The organism is Oceanithermus desulfurans, from assembly GCF_014201675.1.
GTDB classification, from domain to species: domain Bacteria; phylum Deinococcota; class Deinococci; order Deinococcales; family Marinithermaceae; genus Oceanithermus; species Oceanithermus desulfurans.
The window spans coordinates 175,153-189,535 of record NZ_JACHEZ010000004.1 but is presented as its reverse complement, the minus strand read 5'-3'; the positions used below and the strand labels follow the sequence as shown (position 1 = coordinate 189,535).

Below are 14,383 nucleotides of genomic sequence, written 5' to 3'. Positions count from 1 at the left end.
ATCACGCGTCCTTTTCTTTGGGCCGGAGGGTCCCGTCGCCGCCTTCGAGGGCCGCCGCGAGGGCCGCCTCCGGCTCCCGCCCGCGGCTTGCGCCGGCGAGGAAGCGGCCGTAGGCCTCGTCCGGATGGAGCCCGGCAGGCAGCGCCAGGTCTTCCTCCTCGAAGAGGGTCATCCGCCGCACCTTACCGGGCGCGAAGAGCAGCACGGTGTTCGCCCACTGGAAGAGCTCGCCCGGGCGCAGCTCCAAAGCCTCCAGGGCCTCGGCGTCGGCCTTCATGTACGCCAGCGGCAGGAAGGGGCGCAGCACCTCCTCGAGGTCGGCGCGCAGGGCCCAGCGGGCGCTGCGCAGGTCGAGGCTGAGGGCCAGCCCCTGGTGCAGCCCCTCGCGAAAAACCTCGGCGGCGGTGGTGCGCGCCGGGTCCATGCCAAAGGCCCAGGCGCCGGCGTGGAGCACCCGGCCGCCCTCGAAGAAACTCTCGGCGGGCGGCTCCAGGTGGGCGTCCGCGGCCCGGTAGGCCACGGGCGGATCGCCGCCGAGCCAGAGGCTGGTGGGACGCTCGCCGTCTTCCTGCAGCGCCCACTCCAGTTCGTGGTGCTGTCCGATGCGTCGGATGCTGCGTCCGTACCCGTCCCGCCCTACGCGCCCCAAGAAACGCGTACGCGCGCCGGCGGCGCGCGCGGCCAGGGCCTGGCGCAGCAGCGGCCCGCCCAGCGCCACCTCCAGGCAGGCCTCTCCGGAGTTCGTCAGCTCAGCGTAGAGTTCACCAAACACCAGCAGCATCTCGCCCTCGCCTTCGTGCGGGCTCGGCCCGTACTTAAAGACTACGACGCGGGCGGGCTACCACTCCACCCAGGCCTCCCCCGCAGCCAGCTCGATGCGGAAGCGGCCGTCCTTGTATTCGAAGGGGGCGCTGGCGCGCCGGGGTTCGTCCGCTCCCACCAGCTCGAGCCAGGCGCGCCCGTCGGTAACGGGCTCCTGGGTCACCAGCAGCCGCGAGCCGTCGTAGCGTCCGGTCAGGCGCACCCGCAGCCCCGCGCCGTCGCCCTCGCCCTCGTCCAGGTACGCCGAGCCGAGCACGTGCGCCGCCGGCGCCACCCGCCAGATCAGCGGATCCCAGTGCGCCTGCGCGACCGGCTCGGGGGCGGTGAGCGGCAGCGCGCCGCCCACCCGCTGCCACAGGGGGATGCGGTCCAGCGGCGCCTCGGCCACCACCCACGCCGGCCCCGCCTGCTCGGCTCCGGTCCAAAAGTCGCGCCAGCCGCCCTCCGGAAGGTAGACGAGGCGGCGGCGCGCCCCGGGGTGCAGCACCGGCGCCGCCAGCAGGTCGGGCCCCAGCAGGAACTGGTCGTCGATGGCCGCGGCCTCGGAATCGCCCGGGAAGTGGTAGAAGAGCGGGCGCATCAACGGCTGACCCGTGCGGGCGGCCTCCTCGGCCAGGCTGTAGAGGTAGGGCATGATCCGGTAGCGGAAGCGGATGGCCGCGCGCACGTGGCCCAGCCAGGGCTCGCCGAAGGCCCAGGGTTCCTGACGGCGGCTCGTCTTGGCCGAATGATTGCGCATGAAGGGGTAGAAGGCCCCCAGCCAGGTCCAGCGCGCCAGCAGCTCGCCGTCGGCGTCGTAGCGGAAACCGCCGATGTCGGCCCCGCAGAAGGCGACGCCCGAAAGCCCCAGGTTGAGCAGCATGGGCACGCTCATGGCCATGTGCTCCCAGTAGCTGCCGTTGTCGCCGGTCCAGACCCAGGCGTAGCGCTGGATGCCCGAGAAACCCGAACGGGTGAGCACGAAGGGGCGCCGCCCCTCGCGCAGGTGGACCAGCCCCTCGTGGGTGGCCCGGCTCATCAGCAGGCCGTAGAGGTTGTGCACCTCGGCGTGCAGCCGCTCCCCGTGGCGGGCGTCGGAGGGCAGCGTCTTGCCGATGCCGAAGACCTCGTCGCCCTCGACCGCGAAGGCAGCCGGCTCGTTCATGTCGTTCCAGATGCCGGCCACGCCGGCCTCGACGAGCGGCCGGTGCTGCTCGCCCCACCAGCGCCGCACCTCGGGCCGGGAGAAGTCGGGCCAGACCGCCGGCTTGGGCCAGACCTCGCCCACCAGCTCCTCCTCGCGGCGGTTCTTCACGAAGGCGTCGATCTTGCGCCCGCTTTCGTAGACGGGGTAGCCCGCCTCCTTCTTGACGCCCGGATCGACGATGGTCACGACCCGCACGCCCGCCTCGGCCAGCTCGCGCACCAGCCGCGGGGGATCGGGGAAGCGGTGGGGCGAGAAGGTGAAGACCTTGTAGCCGTCCATGTAGTCGATGTCGAGCCAGAGGGCGCTGAGCGGCAGCTCGTGCTCGCGGAAACCCGCCAGCACCTCGCGCACCGCGGCCTCGTCGGGGTAGCTCCAGCGGCACTGGTGGTAGCCGAGCGCCCACAGGGGCGGCAGCCAGGGCCGGCCCACCAGCGCGGTGAAGCGCTCGAGCACCGCCGCCGGCTCGGGACCCGGCACCAGCCAGAGGTCGAAGGTGGGCCCCTCCACGGCGATGCGGCTGCGGCCGGGCTCGCGCGCGGCCAGGTCGAAGAGGCTCTTCCAGCTCTCGTCGAGGTAGACCCCGCGGGTGCGGCCGCCGTCGAAGGCGATCACGAAGGGGTGGGCCTGGTAGAGGGGGTCGTCCTTGGGTTGCTGCTCGAAGGCGTCGGCGGTCCAGTTGAGCCAGCGCCGCCCCTTCTTGTCGAGGAAGCCGGTACGCTCGCCCAGGCCGAAGTAGCGCCGTCCTTCGCGCTCGTGCAGGTGCAGCGCGTAGCCCCCGCCCAGGGCGTGGCCGTCTTCGACCTCGCGCACCGCGCCCACGCCCGCCACCGCCTCGGCCACGGCGGCGGCGTCGGTGGTCCAGGTGGGCAGCTCGCCGACCTGCAGGTCCGCGAACTCGAGCCCCGCCCAGACCAGCGCGAAGGGGGCGAGGGTGAGCCGCAGCTCGGCGTCGCCGGCGCGCAGCCTCAGACCCGCGGGTGTGGGCTCGGCCTCGATGGGCAGGGCGTCGGGCCGCCGGACGACCCAGCTGCCCTTCTGCGCGTCGCGCGCGCGGTGCCAGACCAGCATCCGCCAGTACCCCCCCGCGTAGGCCTCGAGCCGCGCCTGCGACTGAGCCCCCTGCAACCAGAGCACGCCGTCTTCCAACCGGTAGCCGTCGAAGTTTACGCTTCGCATACCTCGCCCCCTCTTTCGTCCAGCTCCCTCCGCGTCGGCGGGTCGGCCCCGGGGCGCTCGAGCGTCAGCCCCGCCACCCGGCAGGCGAAGACCAGCGCCGCGGCGAGCCCCTCCCGGTCCGGCGCCGCACCGTCCACGACCCCGGCGGCCTCCGCCCAGGCGAGGAGGCCCGCGGTGAAGGCGTCGCCGGCGCCGACCGTGTCGACCACCCGCACCCGCGGGGGCGGCACGTGCACCTCGTGGGTTTCGTAAAACCCCGCCGCACCGCCGGCGCCCAGGGTGAGCACCACCCAGGGCACCGCCGCACGCAGCCGCGCCAAGGCGGCGTCCCGGTCCCCGCCCGCCGCCAGCCAGTCCAGGTCGGCGACGCTCAGCTTGACCAGGTCGAAGCGGTCCAGCCGCTCCCAGAAGACCCCGCGGAACGACGCCGGCGTCAGGCCGGGGCGCACGTTGGGGTCGAAGCTCACGAAGGCGCCCTCCAGGCGCTCGAGCCACCCCCACACCTCGTCCGCCGCCGGCGCCAGGGCCGCCGCCAGCGACCCGGTGTGCACCGCCCGCACGCCCTCTTCGGGCTGCGGCCAGTCCACGGCCTCGAAGGCCGTACCCCGCAGGTAGAAGCGGTAGCGCGCCTCGTCCTCCGCCCCCGCCTCCACGCGGGCCAGCGGCGTGGGGTCTTCGCTGAAGGGGCCGGCCGCCTCCACCCCGGCCGCGCGCAGCCGGTCACGGATCCAGCGGCCCCAGCCGTCGCGGGAGAGGCCGCCGTAAAAGCGGGCCGGAACGCCCAACCGCCCCAGACCCAAGGCCACGTTGGCCGGGGAACCGCCGGCCTGGGCCCGCCACAGCCCCGGCCGCCCCGCCGGCAGTAGGTCCACCAGCGCTTCGCCCAGAACCGCGATCATCCCTTGACCGCCCCCGCCGTCAGGCCCGAAACCAGCCGCTGCTGGAAGACGAGCACCAGCACGATCAGCGGCACGGTCACGATCACCGAGGCCGCCATGATCTGCGCCCAGGGCAGCTCGTACTGGCTGGCGCCGCTGAAGAGGGCGATGGCGACCGGCACGGTGCGGGCGGAGTTGTCGATGGTGAAGGTGAGGGCGAAGAGGAATTCGTTCCACGCCTGAATGAAGGCCAAAAGCCCCGCGGTCACCAGCCCCGGCGCCATCAGCGGCAGCAGCACGATGCGCAGGACCTGCATCGGGCTGGCGCCGTCGACGTAGGCGGCCTCCTCCAGCTCGCGGGGAATCTCGCGGATGAAGCTGGTCAGCACCCAGATGGTGAAGGGCAGGGTGAAGATCATGTAGGCCAGGACGAGCGCCCACCAGGTGTTGTACAACCCCAGGCTGCGAATCAGCACGAACATCCCGCCCAGGACGCTGATCTGGGGAAACATCGAAACCGAAAGGATGGCGTAGAAGACGGTGTGCTTGCCCAGAAAGCGAAAACGCCCCAGGGCGTAGGCCGCGGTGGAGCCGACGAAGAGCGAGAGGAGCGTGGTCAGGCCGGCCACGATGGTGGAGTTGAGCAGGTTGCGGCCGAAAGGCTGCTGGGTGAAGACGTCGACGTAGTTCTGCCAGCGTGGATGCTCGGGCCAGTAGAGCACCGGGGTCGCGAACAGCTCCTGCGGGCTCTTGAGCGAGCTGACCACCGCCCAGTAGAAGGGGAAGATCAGGTAGACGAGAATGACCGCCAGCAGCAGGTAAAAGAGCACGCGTCCGATCCTGTGGCGCAGGCGCATCGTCACCTCCTAGTCGAGCTCCACCCGCAGGCTCACCAGGTAGGCTGCGGCGAAGAGGGCGATGATCAGGAAGATGCCCATGGATACGGCCGAGCCGTAACCGAGGGCGCCGAAGTCGACGAGCTGCTGGCGGGCGTAGACCGACATGCTCATGGTGGTGGGGTTGGTACCGGTCATCACGTAGATCACGTCGAAGACGCGCAGCGCGTCGAGGGTGCGGAAGATGAGGGCCACCAAAAGCGCCGGCTTGAGAAGCGGCAGGGTGATGCGCCAGAACTGCTGCCAGGGGCTGGCGCCGTCGACGGTCGAGGCCTCGTAGAGCTCGCGGGGAATCGACTGCAGCCCCGCGAGCAGCAGGAGGGCCATGAACGGCGTCGTCTTCCAGACGTCCACGGCGATGATGCCGGGGAGCGCCAGCTGCGGGTCCGATAGCCAGGCCAGCGGCTGGGCGATCAGATGAGCGCGCATGAGCAGGTCGTTGACGACGCCGTAGACGTCGTTGTACATCCAGCGCCACATCTGGGCGCTGACCACGGTGGGGATCGCCCAGGGGACCAGCATGGCCGTGCGCATCAGGCCGCGCCCGGTAAAGTTGGCGTTCACGACCAGGGCGATGCCCAGGCCCAGGACGGTCTCGAAGGCGACGGAAACCACCGTGAAGACCGCGGTGTTCCTCAGGCTGATCCACCAGTAGGAGTCGGCGAGCAGGTAGCGGTAGTTTTCGAGCCCCACCCATTCGGGCTGCAGCGGAAACTGGAGAATGCTGACTTGATAGAAACTCAGTTGAAACGTCCGCCACAGGGGGTAGGCGGCCACCACGAGCAGCACCAGCAGGCTGGGCAGCAGGAAGAACCAGGCGGTGCGGGTGCGCCGGGCGGCGAGTCGGCTGTGCTGGGCCACGACGATCTCCAAAAGGGGGCCCCGCCGGCCGCGGCCGGCGGGGCCGAGAGGTCTACCAACCCTTGCCTTTGATGCGTTTGAGCTGCTGTTCGAGCATCCTCAGCGAGGTGGTCGCGTCGGTCTGCCCGACGAGCACGTTGTGTACCGCGGTCCAGAAGGCGCTCGAGACCTGGTTGTACTTCTGCTTGGTCTGAGCGCTGGGGCGCGGCACCGCGTTCACGAAGACGTCGTAGAGCTTGCCCATGAAGGGGTTGGCCGCAAGCACGTCGGCGTCCTTGTAAAGCGCGGGGCGGGTGGGCAGGAAGCTGCCCTTGATGGCGCGGCGTTTCTGCTCGGCGTAGCCGGTCAGGTAGACGATCAGGTCCACGGCCTCCTTGGGGTGCTTGCTGAAGCGCGAGACGGCCAGCTGCCAGCCGCCCAGCGTGGCCGCGTGCTGGCCGTTCGGACCGCCCTTGGGCAGCACGGTGACGTCGAACTTGCCCTTGATGGGGCTGTCGGCGCTGTTGCCCAGCGAGTAGGCGTAGGGCCAGTTGCGCATGAAGGCGGCGTTGCCCGCCTGCCAGACGCCGCGGGCCTCTTCTTCCTGGTAGCTGGTCACGCCCGGAGGCGCGATCTTGCCCACCCAGCGGGCCGCGGTGTCGATGGCCTTGATCGCGTTCGGGTTGTTGATGGTGATGTTGCCGTCCTTGTCGACGATGGTGCCGCCGCCGTAGGAGAAGACCCACTCGAGCGCGTCGCAGGTCAGCCCCTCGTAGGCCTTACCCTGGAAGACGAAGCCCCAGAAGCTGCCGTTACCGGCTTTGCGCTCGCCGGCCTGGATCTTGGCGGCCATCTGCTCCAGCTCGTCCCAGGTGGTGGGCGGCGCGGAGTAGCCGTACTTCGCGAGCAGGTCGGTGCGGTAGTAGAGCAGCCCCGCGTCGGTGAACCAGGGCAGGGCCACCAGCCGACCGTCCACGGTGTTGGCCGCGACGATGCGCGGGAAGAACTTGGCCACCAGATCGGGCGAGACGTAGTCGTTGAGGTCGACGAAGAAGTCGGAGAGGATGCCGGGCCAGATGACGTCGATCTGGTAGACGTCGATGTCGGACGACCCCGCGGCCAGCTGCTGCTGATAGAGGGCCAGGCGATCGGTGGTCGAGTTGGGGGTGGAAACCACCTCGACCTTGTTGCCGGTCTTCTGGGCCCAGGCCTGGGTGCCCTCGGTGCAGAGCTCCAGCTCCTGACCGACGGCCCCGCACGAGATGCGCAGGGTGACGCCCTGCGCGCTGGTAGCGCTTCCAATCGCTACCGCCAACAACGCAACCGCAACGTACCTCAGGGTTTTCATTCGCCACCTCCGTGATTGTTACTGCGAACTCAATTATACGAATTCGAAGGCCGCGATAAGGTAATGGAAGAACATTTTGAACCCCGGCCAGGCAGCGCGGCTGAAATCGAAAACGTAGCCGCTCCTCGTTGGCGTATAATTTCGCTATGTCCGGCCCCTCCGAAGCGCCCGCGGTCGAGGCTTCCGCGCTGACCCATCCGGGGCGAAAACGCACCACCAACCAGGATGCGGTGGGCCAGAAGCTGACCGATCGCGGAGGGGTCTTCGTCGTGGCCGACGGCATGGGCGGGCACCGGACGGGCGAGCTGGCCTCCAAGCTGGCGGTCAAGAACATCCTCGAGGTCATCGAGGAGGACACCCCCTCCCCCACCCTGTTGCTCGAAGCCTTCGAGGAGGCCAACGACGCGATCTACATGGCGGGCCAGCGCCCCGAGTCGCGCGGCATGGGCACCACGGCCACCGCGCTGGCGCTGGACCTGCCCTACGCCCTCATCGCCCACGTGGGGGACTCGCGGGCCTACCTGCTGCGCGACGGGGTGCTCACCCAGCTGACCCAGGACCACTCCTGGGTGGCCGAGCGGCTGCGCCAGGGGCTGCTCACCCCCACCGAGGCGCGCAACCACCGCTGGCGCAACGTGATCACCAACGCGCTGGGATCGTTTCCCGAGGCGCGGGTGGACCTGATCGGCCTCAAGGTGCAGCCCGGCGACCGTTTCCTGATCTGCAGCGACGGGCTCTCGGGCGTGCTCGAGGACGCGGTGCTCCAGGAGGTGCTCGAGTCCATGCCCCCCGACGCCGCCGCCGAGCGGCTGGTCAAGCTGGCCAACGAGTGGGGCGGACCCGACAACATCTCGGTCGTCGCCGTCGTCGTGCACCGCATCCCCGAAGACCGCGCGCCGCCGCCCTGGGCGCTGCCGCTCGAAGGGGGCGAGCCCGTCGTGCTCGCCATGGGGCAGGAAGACGAAAGCGTACACACCCAGGTGATCGAGCCCGGCCGGCCGCGCAGCTTCTGGCACCGGTGGCGCGACCTCATCTTCCTGATCGTCTATGTGGCGCTGTTGCTCTTCGTTCTGCTGTTTAATAACAGGTAGGAGGTGCCTATGCAGCGCGTACAAACCGAACGGGCCCCCGCGGCCATCGGGCCGTACAGCCAGGCCGTGAGGTCGGGCGGCATGGTCTTCGTCTCCGGACAGATCCCCCTGACCCCCGCCGGCGAGCTGGTGGACGGCGGCATCGAGGCCCAGACCGAACAGGCGCTCCGCAACCTGGCGGCGGTGCTGGAGGCCGCCGGAAGCAGCCTGGACCGCGTCGTCCAGGTCAGCGCCTTTCTGGCCGACATGAACGACTTCGCCCGTTTCAACGAGGTCTACGCCCGGCACTTCCGCGAACCCTATCCGGCGCGCGCCGTCGTCGAGGTGGCCCGCCTGCCGCGCGACGTCCGGGTCGAAGTGGCCTGCATCGCCGAAGGAGGAGAACAGTGAAGATCCTGCACCCCACCGATTTTTCCGAAGCGTCCATGAAGGCCCTCGAGGTGGTGCGCCAGCTTAAGGAGCCGCTCGGCGCGGAGCTGATTTTGCTCCACACCCTCGAACCCACGCCGCAGATGCCCATCTACGGCGACTACTGGACCGAGCGCCTGGGCGAGGTGATGAAGCAGGCGCAGCACGAGGCGCTGGAAGAGGCCCGCAAGCACCTGCAGACCCTCGACCCCGACGCCGAGCACCACCTCGAGGTGGGGCATCCGCTGCGGGTCATCCTCAAGTACGCCAAGGAAAAGGACGTGGACCTGATCGCCATGGGCACCCACGGCGCCGATACCCTGCTCGAACGCATCCTCGGCTCGATCACCGAACGCGTCATCGAGGTGTCGGGCAAGCCGGTGGTGGCCACCCGCGCGGGCATCGAGGTCCGGCCCTTCAAGCACTTCCTGGTCAGCACCGCGCTGGCCGACCCCTCGCGGCGGGCGCTCGAGTTCGCCAAGAAGATCGCCGACGCCGTGGGCGCGCGCATCACCCTGATGCACTCGGTCGAGCCCATCGCCGAGCCGCCGATTCCCATCCACATGCCCGACCCCCGCTACATCGAGGAGCGGCAGGCGCTGATCGAACAGCTCGCCAAGCAGCTGCACGAGTTCGCCTCGCCCTACGGGGCGCGGCCGCTATTGAAGGAGGCCAAGCCGGTCGAGGCCATCTGCCAGGTCGTGGCCGAGGAGGACGTCGACGCCGTCTTCATCGGCAAGAGCCGGCAGAGCCGTTTCATGGGCTCGGTCACCCGCGAGGTCCTCGAGCGCGCGCAGGTGCCCGTCTTCGTGCATCCGTAGATGGACGTTGTACGCGCCTTTCACGAACGCGACCGGCGCGCCTTGGCGCGGGCGCTGACCTGGGTCGAGTCGGGCCTGCCCGAGGGCGAGGAGCTGCTCAAGGCCGCCCGCGGGCAGGGGCACGCCCGCGTGGTGGGCCTGACCGGCAGTCCCGGCGCCGGCAAGAGCACCCTGGCCGACCGCCTCATCGAGGCCGTGCGCGCCCGCGGCGACACCGTGGCCGTGCTGGCCGTCGACCCCAGCTCGCCCTTCACCGGCGGGGCCATCCTGGGGGACCGCATCCGCATGATGCGCCACCACAAGGACGAGGGGGTCTTCATCCGCTCGATGGCGAGCCGCGGCTCGCTGGGCGGGCTGGCGGGGGCGACGGTGGCGGCGCTGGCGCTCCTGGAGGCCTTCGGCTTCGACTGGGTCTTCCTCGAGACCGTGGGCGTGGGGCAGAGCGAGGTGGACATCGCCCGGGTGGCCGACACCACTGTGCTCGTCCTCACCCCCGCCGCCGGCGACGCGGTGCAGGCCTTCAAGGCCGGGGTGATGGAGATCGCCGACCTGATCGTGGTCAACAAGTTCGACCTGCCCGGGGGCGAGCGCGTGGTGCAGGAGCTGAAGGCCACGCTCGAGTTCGCGCCGCCGCGCCCCGCGGGCTGGCAGGTGCCGGTGCTCACCACCGTGGCCCAGTCGGGCCAGGGTACCGAGGAGCTGCTCGAGGCCGTCGAGGCCCACCACCAGCACCTGGAGCGGCACGGCCTGCTCGAACCCCACCGCATCGAGCGCGCCCGCTTCGAGATCGCCAGCGTCATCCAGGCGCTGGGTCAGGAGAGCGCCCGCAAGAGCGACGCGCTGGTGCGCGAGGTGGCCGCCGGCCGGCTCAGCCCCCGCGAGGCCGCGGGCCGGCTAGTGGCGCGCGCGCTCGAGGCGCCGGACCAGGGCGGCGAGGCCTGAACTGATCTCGACGGGGTAGTCGGGCTTGGGGTCCGCGGCGATCACCCGCAGGTCCTCGGGAAGCCGCGCAAGCCAGCCGCGCACGCGTTCGCGCACCGCGGCGAGCGGCTCGGGCGCGGCCAGCCGCCGCCCCTCCCGCATGCGCGGCGCGAGCAGCGGTTCGCCCGCAGCCTGCTCGCCCGCGAGCCCCAGCACGTCCCGTACGGCGTCCTCACCCCACCGCCGCCAGACCTGCTTCCGTCCCGGCCAGGTGCGCTTGCCGGGGCTCTTCTTCAGCTGGGGGCCGGCCGCGTCCTCCACCAGCTTGTAGACGCCGCCCAGCGCGGGCAGGTCGTAGCTGGTGCCCAGGCGCGTGCCCACCCCGTAGCCGTCGGCCACGCCCCCCGCGGCCAGGAAGGCCTGAATGCGGTACTCGTCGAGGTCGCCCGAGATCAGGATCTTGACCTCGGGGAAACCGGCCTCGTCGAAGATGCGGCGCACCCTGCGGGTGAGCGTGGGCAGGTCGCCCGAGTCGATGCGCACCCCGGCGAGGGCCCGCCCCTCCGCCCGCAGCTCGCGCGCCACCTCCAGCGCCCGCCGGGCGCCTTCGAGGGTGTCGTAGGTGTCGATGAGCAGCACCGGCGCCGGGTGGTCGGCGGCGAAGGCGCGGAAGGCCTCGAGTTCGCTGGGAAAGCTCATCACGTAGGCGTGGGCCATCGTGCCCACCACCGGCAGGCCAAGGAGCCGGCCCGCCTCAACGTTCGAGGTGCCGTCCAGGCCCGCCAGGTAGCTGGCGTAGGCCACCCCCAGCGCGGCCTCGGGGCCGTGGTCGCGGCGGGGGCTGAAGTCGACCACGCTGGCGTCGAACCCGGCGGCCAGCCGCACCCGCGCCGCCTTGGAGGCGATCAGGGTGTGGAAGTTGACCACGTTGAGCAGGTAGGTCTCGACGATCTGCGCCTCGATGCGGGGGGCGCGCACGTAGAGGATCGGCTCCCCGGGGAAGACCAGCTCGCCCTCGCGCACCGCCCAGACCTCCCCGGTGAAGCGGAACCCCGCCAGGTAGTCCAGGAAGGCCTCGGAGAAGACGCCCAGCGAGCGCAGGTAGGCGAGGTCCTCCTCGCCGAAGCGAAGCCGCTCCAGGTAGTCGAGCGCGGCCTCCACGCCGGCGGCGACCAGGAAGCGGCGACCCGGCACCGGCGGACGCACGAAGAGGTCGAAGACGGCCGGTTCGTTCCTCCCGCGGCGCAGGTAGGAGTCGGCCATGGTGAGCTCGTAGAGGTCGATCGTCAGCGGGTGGCTTGTCGGCATCGTTTCCTCCAGCGCTCCAGCGCGGCGCGGAAGACGCGCCGCTCGTTTTCGAAGGCGAGCAGCCGCTCGGCCTCCTCGACGGGGAACCAGCGCACCTGGCGCACCTCCTCCACCTGCGGGCGCAGCTCGCCCCCTTCGTAGCGCATCAGGAAGTAGTGCACCCGCTTGTTGACCTCCACGCCCTCGTCGTCGTGGGCCATGAAGTAGTAGCGCACCCGCTCGATGGGGTCGAGCACCTTGACGTTGACGCCCGTCTCCTCCTTGACCTCGCGGCGCGCGGTCTGCCAGTAGCGTTCGCCCGGCTCGACCCGCCCCTTGGGCAGGCTCCAGCGGCGGCGCTTGCCCTTGGCGGGCATGATCAGCAGCACCCGGGGCTTGCGGCAGCCCCGAAAGACGACGCCGCCGGCCGAGGTAACCTTGCGCTTCAGCCTGGCCTTGGGTCCCCGTTGCGCGGTTCGCTTGCTCGTTTTCGCTGCACGCCCCTCGGCCATGCTCCTATCACACCACGAAGCCGCAGCTATCACAAACGCCCGCGAACCGAGGCACGGGGGAGCCCGGCGGATAGTGAAAAAACCGTGTTGGCTGGAACGATACCGTATACTTACCCTGAAGGCACAACGAACCAACGTCGACCCCGACCCCTCCCCCAATCCCACCCGACCGGAGCCGCCCGCACGAGCCGCCTTCCACGGAGGTGAACCGGATGATACGGCTAGTAGCGAACGCGTACGAGATCCTGATCGAAATCATGATGTGGGTCGTCCTGGCCCTGGGCGCCTTGCAGGGCTACGCCGTCGGGCAAAGCGTCGTCGGGCTGGTGTTCGGGCTTCTGCTCGCCCTGCTCTTCGACATCGTCGTCCTCGGCACGCTGGTGATCCTGCTGGAGATCCGCAACGACCTGAAAAAGCTGGTGCGCAGCCGCACCCTACCCGACGCGGGCCGCTGAGGCACCGGCGCGCCCGTGCGGCCTTTGTAACGAAAAGGGACGGGGAAAACTCCCCGTCCTTGCCTGGTGGGCCGTGTAGGACTCGAACCTACGACCAACCGATTAAAAGTCGGTTGCTCTACCAAACTGAGCTAACGGCCCGTTTGGCTCCAAAATTATAAGAGCGCGTCCGCTGCGTGTCAAACGCGTTCTCCGCCCCTTCCCGCACCCCCGCCCGCCGGCCCGGCTCCGGGGGTGTTAGCCTTGATGTCGTGGCCTGGCTCTGGGTGATCCTCGGTGTGGCCCTGCTCTACTTCGGGGGCGAGCTGCTGGTGCGCCACGCGGTGGCGCTGGCACGGCGCATCGGCATGAGCCCGCTCGTGGTCGGCCTTACCGTCGTGGCCTTCGGCACCAGCGCCCCCGAGCTGGCGGCCACGCTGGCCGCCGCGCTGGGCGGCAACCCCCAGGTGGCCTACGGGAATGTGGTGGGCTCGAACATCGCCAACCTCTCGTTGGTGCTGGGGCTGGCGGCGCTGGTGCACCCCCTGCGCACCAAGGCCCGCTTCATCCGCCGCGAGATGCCCTTCCTGCTGATCGTCAGCCTGGTGCTCTACTTCGTGATCGCCGACGGCTGGATCGGCCGCGTCGAGGGGATCCTGCTCTTCGCGGGGCTGCTCGCCTACCTGACCTACCTGCTCAGGGAGAAGGAAGAGGTTCCCGACGTCGAGGCCGAGTTCGCCGCCGAGTACGCCCGCAGCGGTCCCGCGGCCTGGATCTCGCTGCTCGGCATCGCCGCGGGGGTGGCGCTCCTCACCGTGGGGGCCTCGGCGCTGGTGGAGGGCGCGGCCACGCTGGCGCGCGCCTGGGGCGTTTCCGACCGGGTGGTGGGCCTGACCGTCGTGGCCCTGGGGACCAGCCTGCCCGAGCTGGCCAGCGCGCTGGTGGCCGCGCGCAAGGGGGAATCGGAGCTCGTCCTCGGCAATTTGGTCGGCTCCAACATCTTCAACGTCTTCGCCATCCTGGGCATCACCGCCATGGTGCGGCCCATCCAGCCCGACGGTCCCGGCATCGTGGTGGACCTCTCGGTGATGCTCGGGCTGGTGCTGCTCGCCTGGCCCTTCCTCTACACCGGCCTGCGCCTGGGCCGGCGCGAAGGCGCGGTGCTGCTGCTCGTCTACCTCGTCTACGTGCGGTACCTCTTCGCGGCATGAACGTCATCGAGCTGGCCCGGCAGGCCTCGCTCGCGGGCGGGGCGCTGCTCCTCTTCCTGGAAACCGCCGCCCTCTTCGGCCTCTTCGTCCCCGGAGGCGACAGCCTGGTGCTGGCGCTGGGGGCGCTCGCCAGCACCGGAACGGTGGAGCCGCTGCCGCTGTGGCTGGCGCTGGCGGCCGCGACCACGCTGGGGCAGTGGGCGGGGTACTTCTGGGGGCGCAAACTGGGGCCGGGGCTGGAACGTCGCGTGGATCCCGACCGGCTTCGGCGCGCCCGCCGTTTCCTGGGCCGCTTCGGCGCCTGGGCGGTGCTCCTCGCGCCCTGGCTGCCGGTGGTGCGCACCCTCACCCCGTTCCTGATGGGCGCCGCCCGCCTGCCCGCGCCGGCGTACCTGCTGGTCTCGGCCCTCGCCGCCTGGATCTGGACCGGAAGCCTGACGGCCGTGGGCTACCTGGCCGCGGCGTGGGTGTTGCGGTTTCTCGCCGGCTGAGGCGCAAAACGGGGTTTTGTCCCTTGAAAATCGCGGTATAAAAGGGTAGGCCCACGCGGGC

Annotated in this window: 15 protein-coding genes and 1 tRNA gene; 7 read left to right on the top strand and 9 right to left on the bottom strand. The window is 70.4% G+C overall.

Going from position 1 to position 14,383, the window contains the following annotated elements; translation table 11 throughout:
• Position 1 precedes the first annotated feature (1 nt).
• The 6 genes from HNQ05_RS06545 to HNQ05_RS06520 are packed head-to-tail and all read right to left on the bottom strand — an operon-like array spanning position 2 to position 7,146.
• A complete protein-coding gene (locus HNQ05_RS06545; protein WP_147148653.1) occupies positions 2-781 on the bottom strand; it encodes a carbohydrate kinase family protein in 780 nt (259 codons plus the stop codon).
• Between the two features lie 57 nt (positions 782-838).
• Complete coding sequence (locus tag HNQ05_RS06540) at positions 839-3,184, bottom strand: glycoside hydrolase family 31 protein (protein WP_147148651.1); 2,346 nt, start codon at positions 3,182-3,184, stop codon at positions 839-841.
• The gene (locus tag HNQ05_RS06535; protein WP_147148649.1) at positions 3,172-4,083 is read right to left on the bottom strand and encodes a PfkB family carbohydrate kinase; all 912 of its coding nucleotides are present in this window, start codon (positions 4,081-4,083) and stop codon (positions 3,172-3,174) included. The genes HNQ05_RS06540 and HNQ05_RS06535 overlap by 13 nt, the downstream gene beginning before the upstream one ends.
• Positions 4,080-4,919, bottom strand: a complete 840-nt coding sequence (locus tag HNQ05_RS06530) for a carbohydrate ABC transporter permease (protein ID WP_147148647.1) — start codon at positions 4,917-4,919, stop codon at positions 4,080-4,082. Before HNQ05_RS06530 ends, HNQ05_RS06535 begins: the two co-directional genes overlap by 4 nt.
• A 9-nt stretch (positions 4,920-4,928) precedes the next feature.
• Positions 4,929-5,831, bottom strand: coding sequence for a carbohydrate ABC transporter permease (locus HNQ05_RS06525; protein ID WP_221266823.1), 903 nt, complete (start codon positions 5,829-5,831; stop codon positions 4,929-4,931).
• Positions 5,832-5,871: 40 nt separating this feature from the next.
• Complete coding sequence (locus HNQ05_RS06520; protein ID WP_147148644.1) at positions 5,872-7,146, bottom strand: ABC transporter substrate-binding protein; 1,275 nt, start codon at positions 7,144-7,146, stop codon at positions 5,872-5,874.
• A gap of 146 nt (positions 7,147-7,292) precedes the next feature.
• On the opposite strand from HNQ05_RS06520, the gene HNQ05_RS06515 reads away from it, so the two are divergent.
• From HNQ05_RS06515 to meaB, 4 genes are read left to right on the top strand one after another with little or no spacing between them, the layout of a single operon-like run.
• Positions 7,293-8,237 carry a PP2C family protein-serine/threonine phosphatase gene (locus tag HNQ05_RS06515; RefSeq protein WP_147148642.1) on the top strand — a complete coding sequence of 315 codons (945 nt, stop codon included), beginning with the start codon at positions 7,293-7,295 and terminating at the stop codon, positions 8,235-8,237.
• 9 nt (positions 8,238-8,246) lie between these two features.
• On the top strand, positions 8,247-8,627 hold the full coding sequence (locus HNQ05_RS06510) for a RidA family protein (RefSeq protein ID WP_147148640.1): 381 nt from the start codon (positions 8,247-8,249) through the stop codon (positions 8,625-8,627).
• Positions 8,624-9,466 (top strand): universal stress protein, encoded by an 843-nt coding sequence (locus HNQ05_RS06505; RefSeq protein WP_147148638.1) that lies wholly within the window; start codon positions 8,624-8,626, stop codon positions 9,464-9,466. The genes HNQ05_RS06510 and HNQ05_RS06505 overlap by 4 nt, the downstream gene beginning before the upstream one ends.
• On the top strand, positions 9,467-10,408 hold the full coding sequence (meaB, locus tag HNQ05_RS06500) for a methylmalonyl Co-A mutase-associated GTPase MeaB (RefSeq protein ID WP_147148636.1): 942 nt from the start codon (positions 9,467-9,469) through the stop codon (positions 10,406-10,408).
• Here the strand turns inward: meaB and HNQ05_RS06495 are convergent.
• Complete coding sequence (locus tag HNQ05_RS06495) at positions 10,361-11,695, bottom strand: nicotinate phosphoribosyltransferase (RefSeq protein ID WP_147148634.1); 1,335 nt, start codon at positions 11,693-11,695, stop codon at positions 10,361-10,363. The two genes, meaB and HNQ05_RS06495, sit on opposite strands and share 48 nt — an antisense overlap.
• A complete protein-coding gene (locus tag HNQ05_RS06490) occupies positions 11,674-12,186 on the bottom strand; it encodes an NUDIX hydrolase (protein WP_147148632.1) in 513 nt (170 codons plus the stop codon). Before HNQ05_RS06490 ends, HNQ05_RS06495 begins: the two co-directional genes overlap by 22 nt.
• Positions 12,187-12,398: 212 nt before the next feature.
• On the opposite strand from HNQ05_RS06490, the gene HNQ05_RS06485 reads away from it, so the two are divergent.
• Complete coding sequence (locus HNQ05_RS06485; RefSeq protein WP_147148630.1) at positions 12,399-12,641, top strand: hypothetical protein; 243 nt, start codon at positions 12,399-12,401, stop codon at positions 12,639-12,641.
• Between the two features lie 64 nt (positions 12,642-12,705).
• On the opposite strand, the gene HNQ05_RS06480 is transcribed toward HNQ05_RS06485, so the two are convergent.
• A tRNA-Lys gene (locus HNQ05_RS06480) sits at positions 12,706-12,782 on the bottom strand.
• 110 nt (positions 12,783-12,892) lie between these two features.
• On the opposite strand from HNQ05_RS06480, the gene HNQ05_RS06475 reads away from it, so the two are divergent.
• On the top strand, positions 12,893-13,831 hold the full coding sequence (locus HNQ05_RS06475; RefSeq protein ID WP_147148628.1) for a calcium/sodium antiporter: 939 nt from the start codon (positions 12,893-12,895) through the stop codon (positions 13,829-13,831).
• Entirely contained in the window at positions 13,828-14,322 is a 495-nt protein-coding gene (locus HNQ05_RS06470) for a DedA family protein (protein ID WP_147148626.1), read from the top strand. Before HNQ05_RS06475 ends, HNQ05_RS06470 begins: the two co-directional genes overlap by 4 nt.
• The last annotated feature ends 61 nt before the right edge of the window (positions 14,323-14,383 follow it).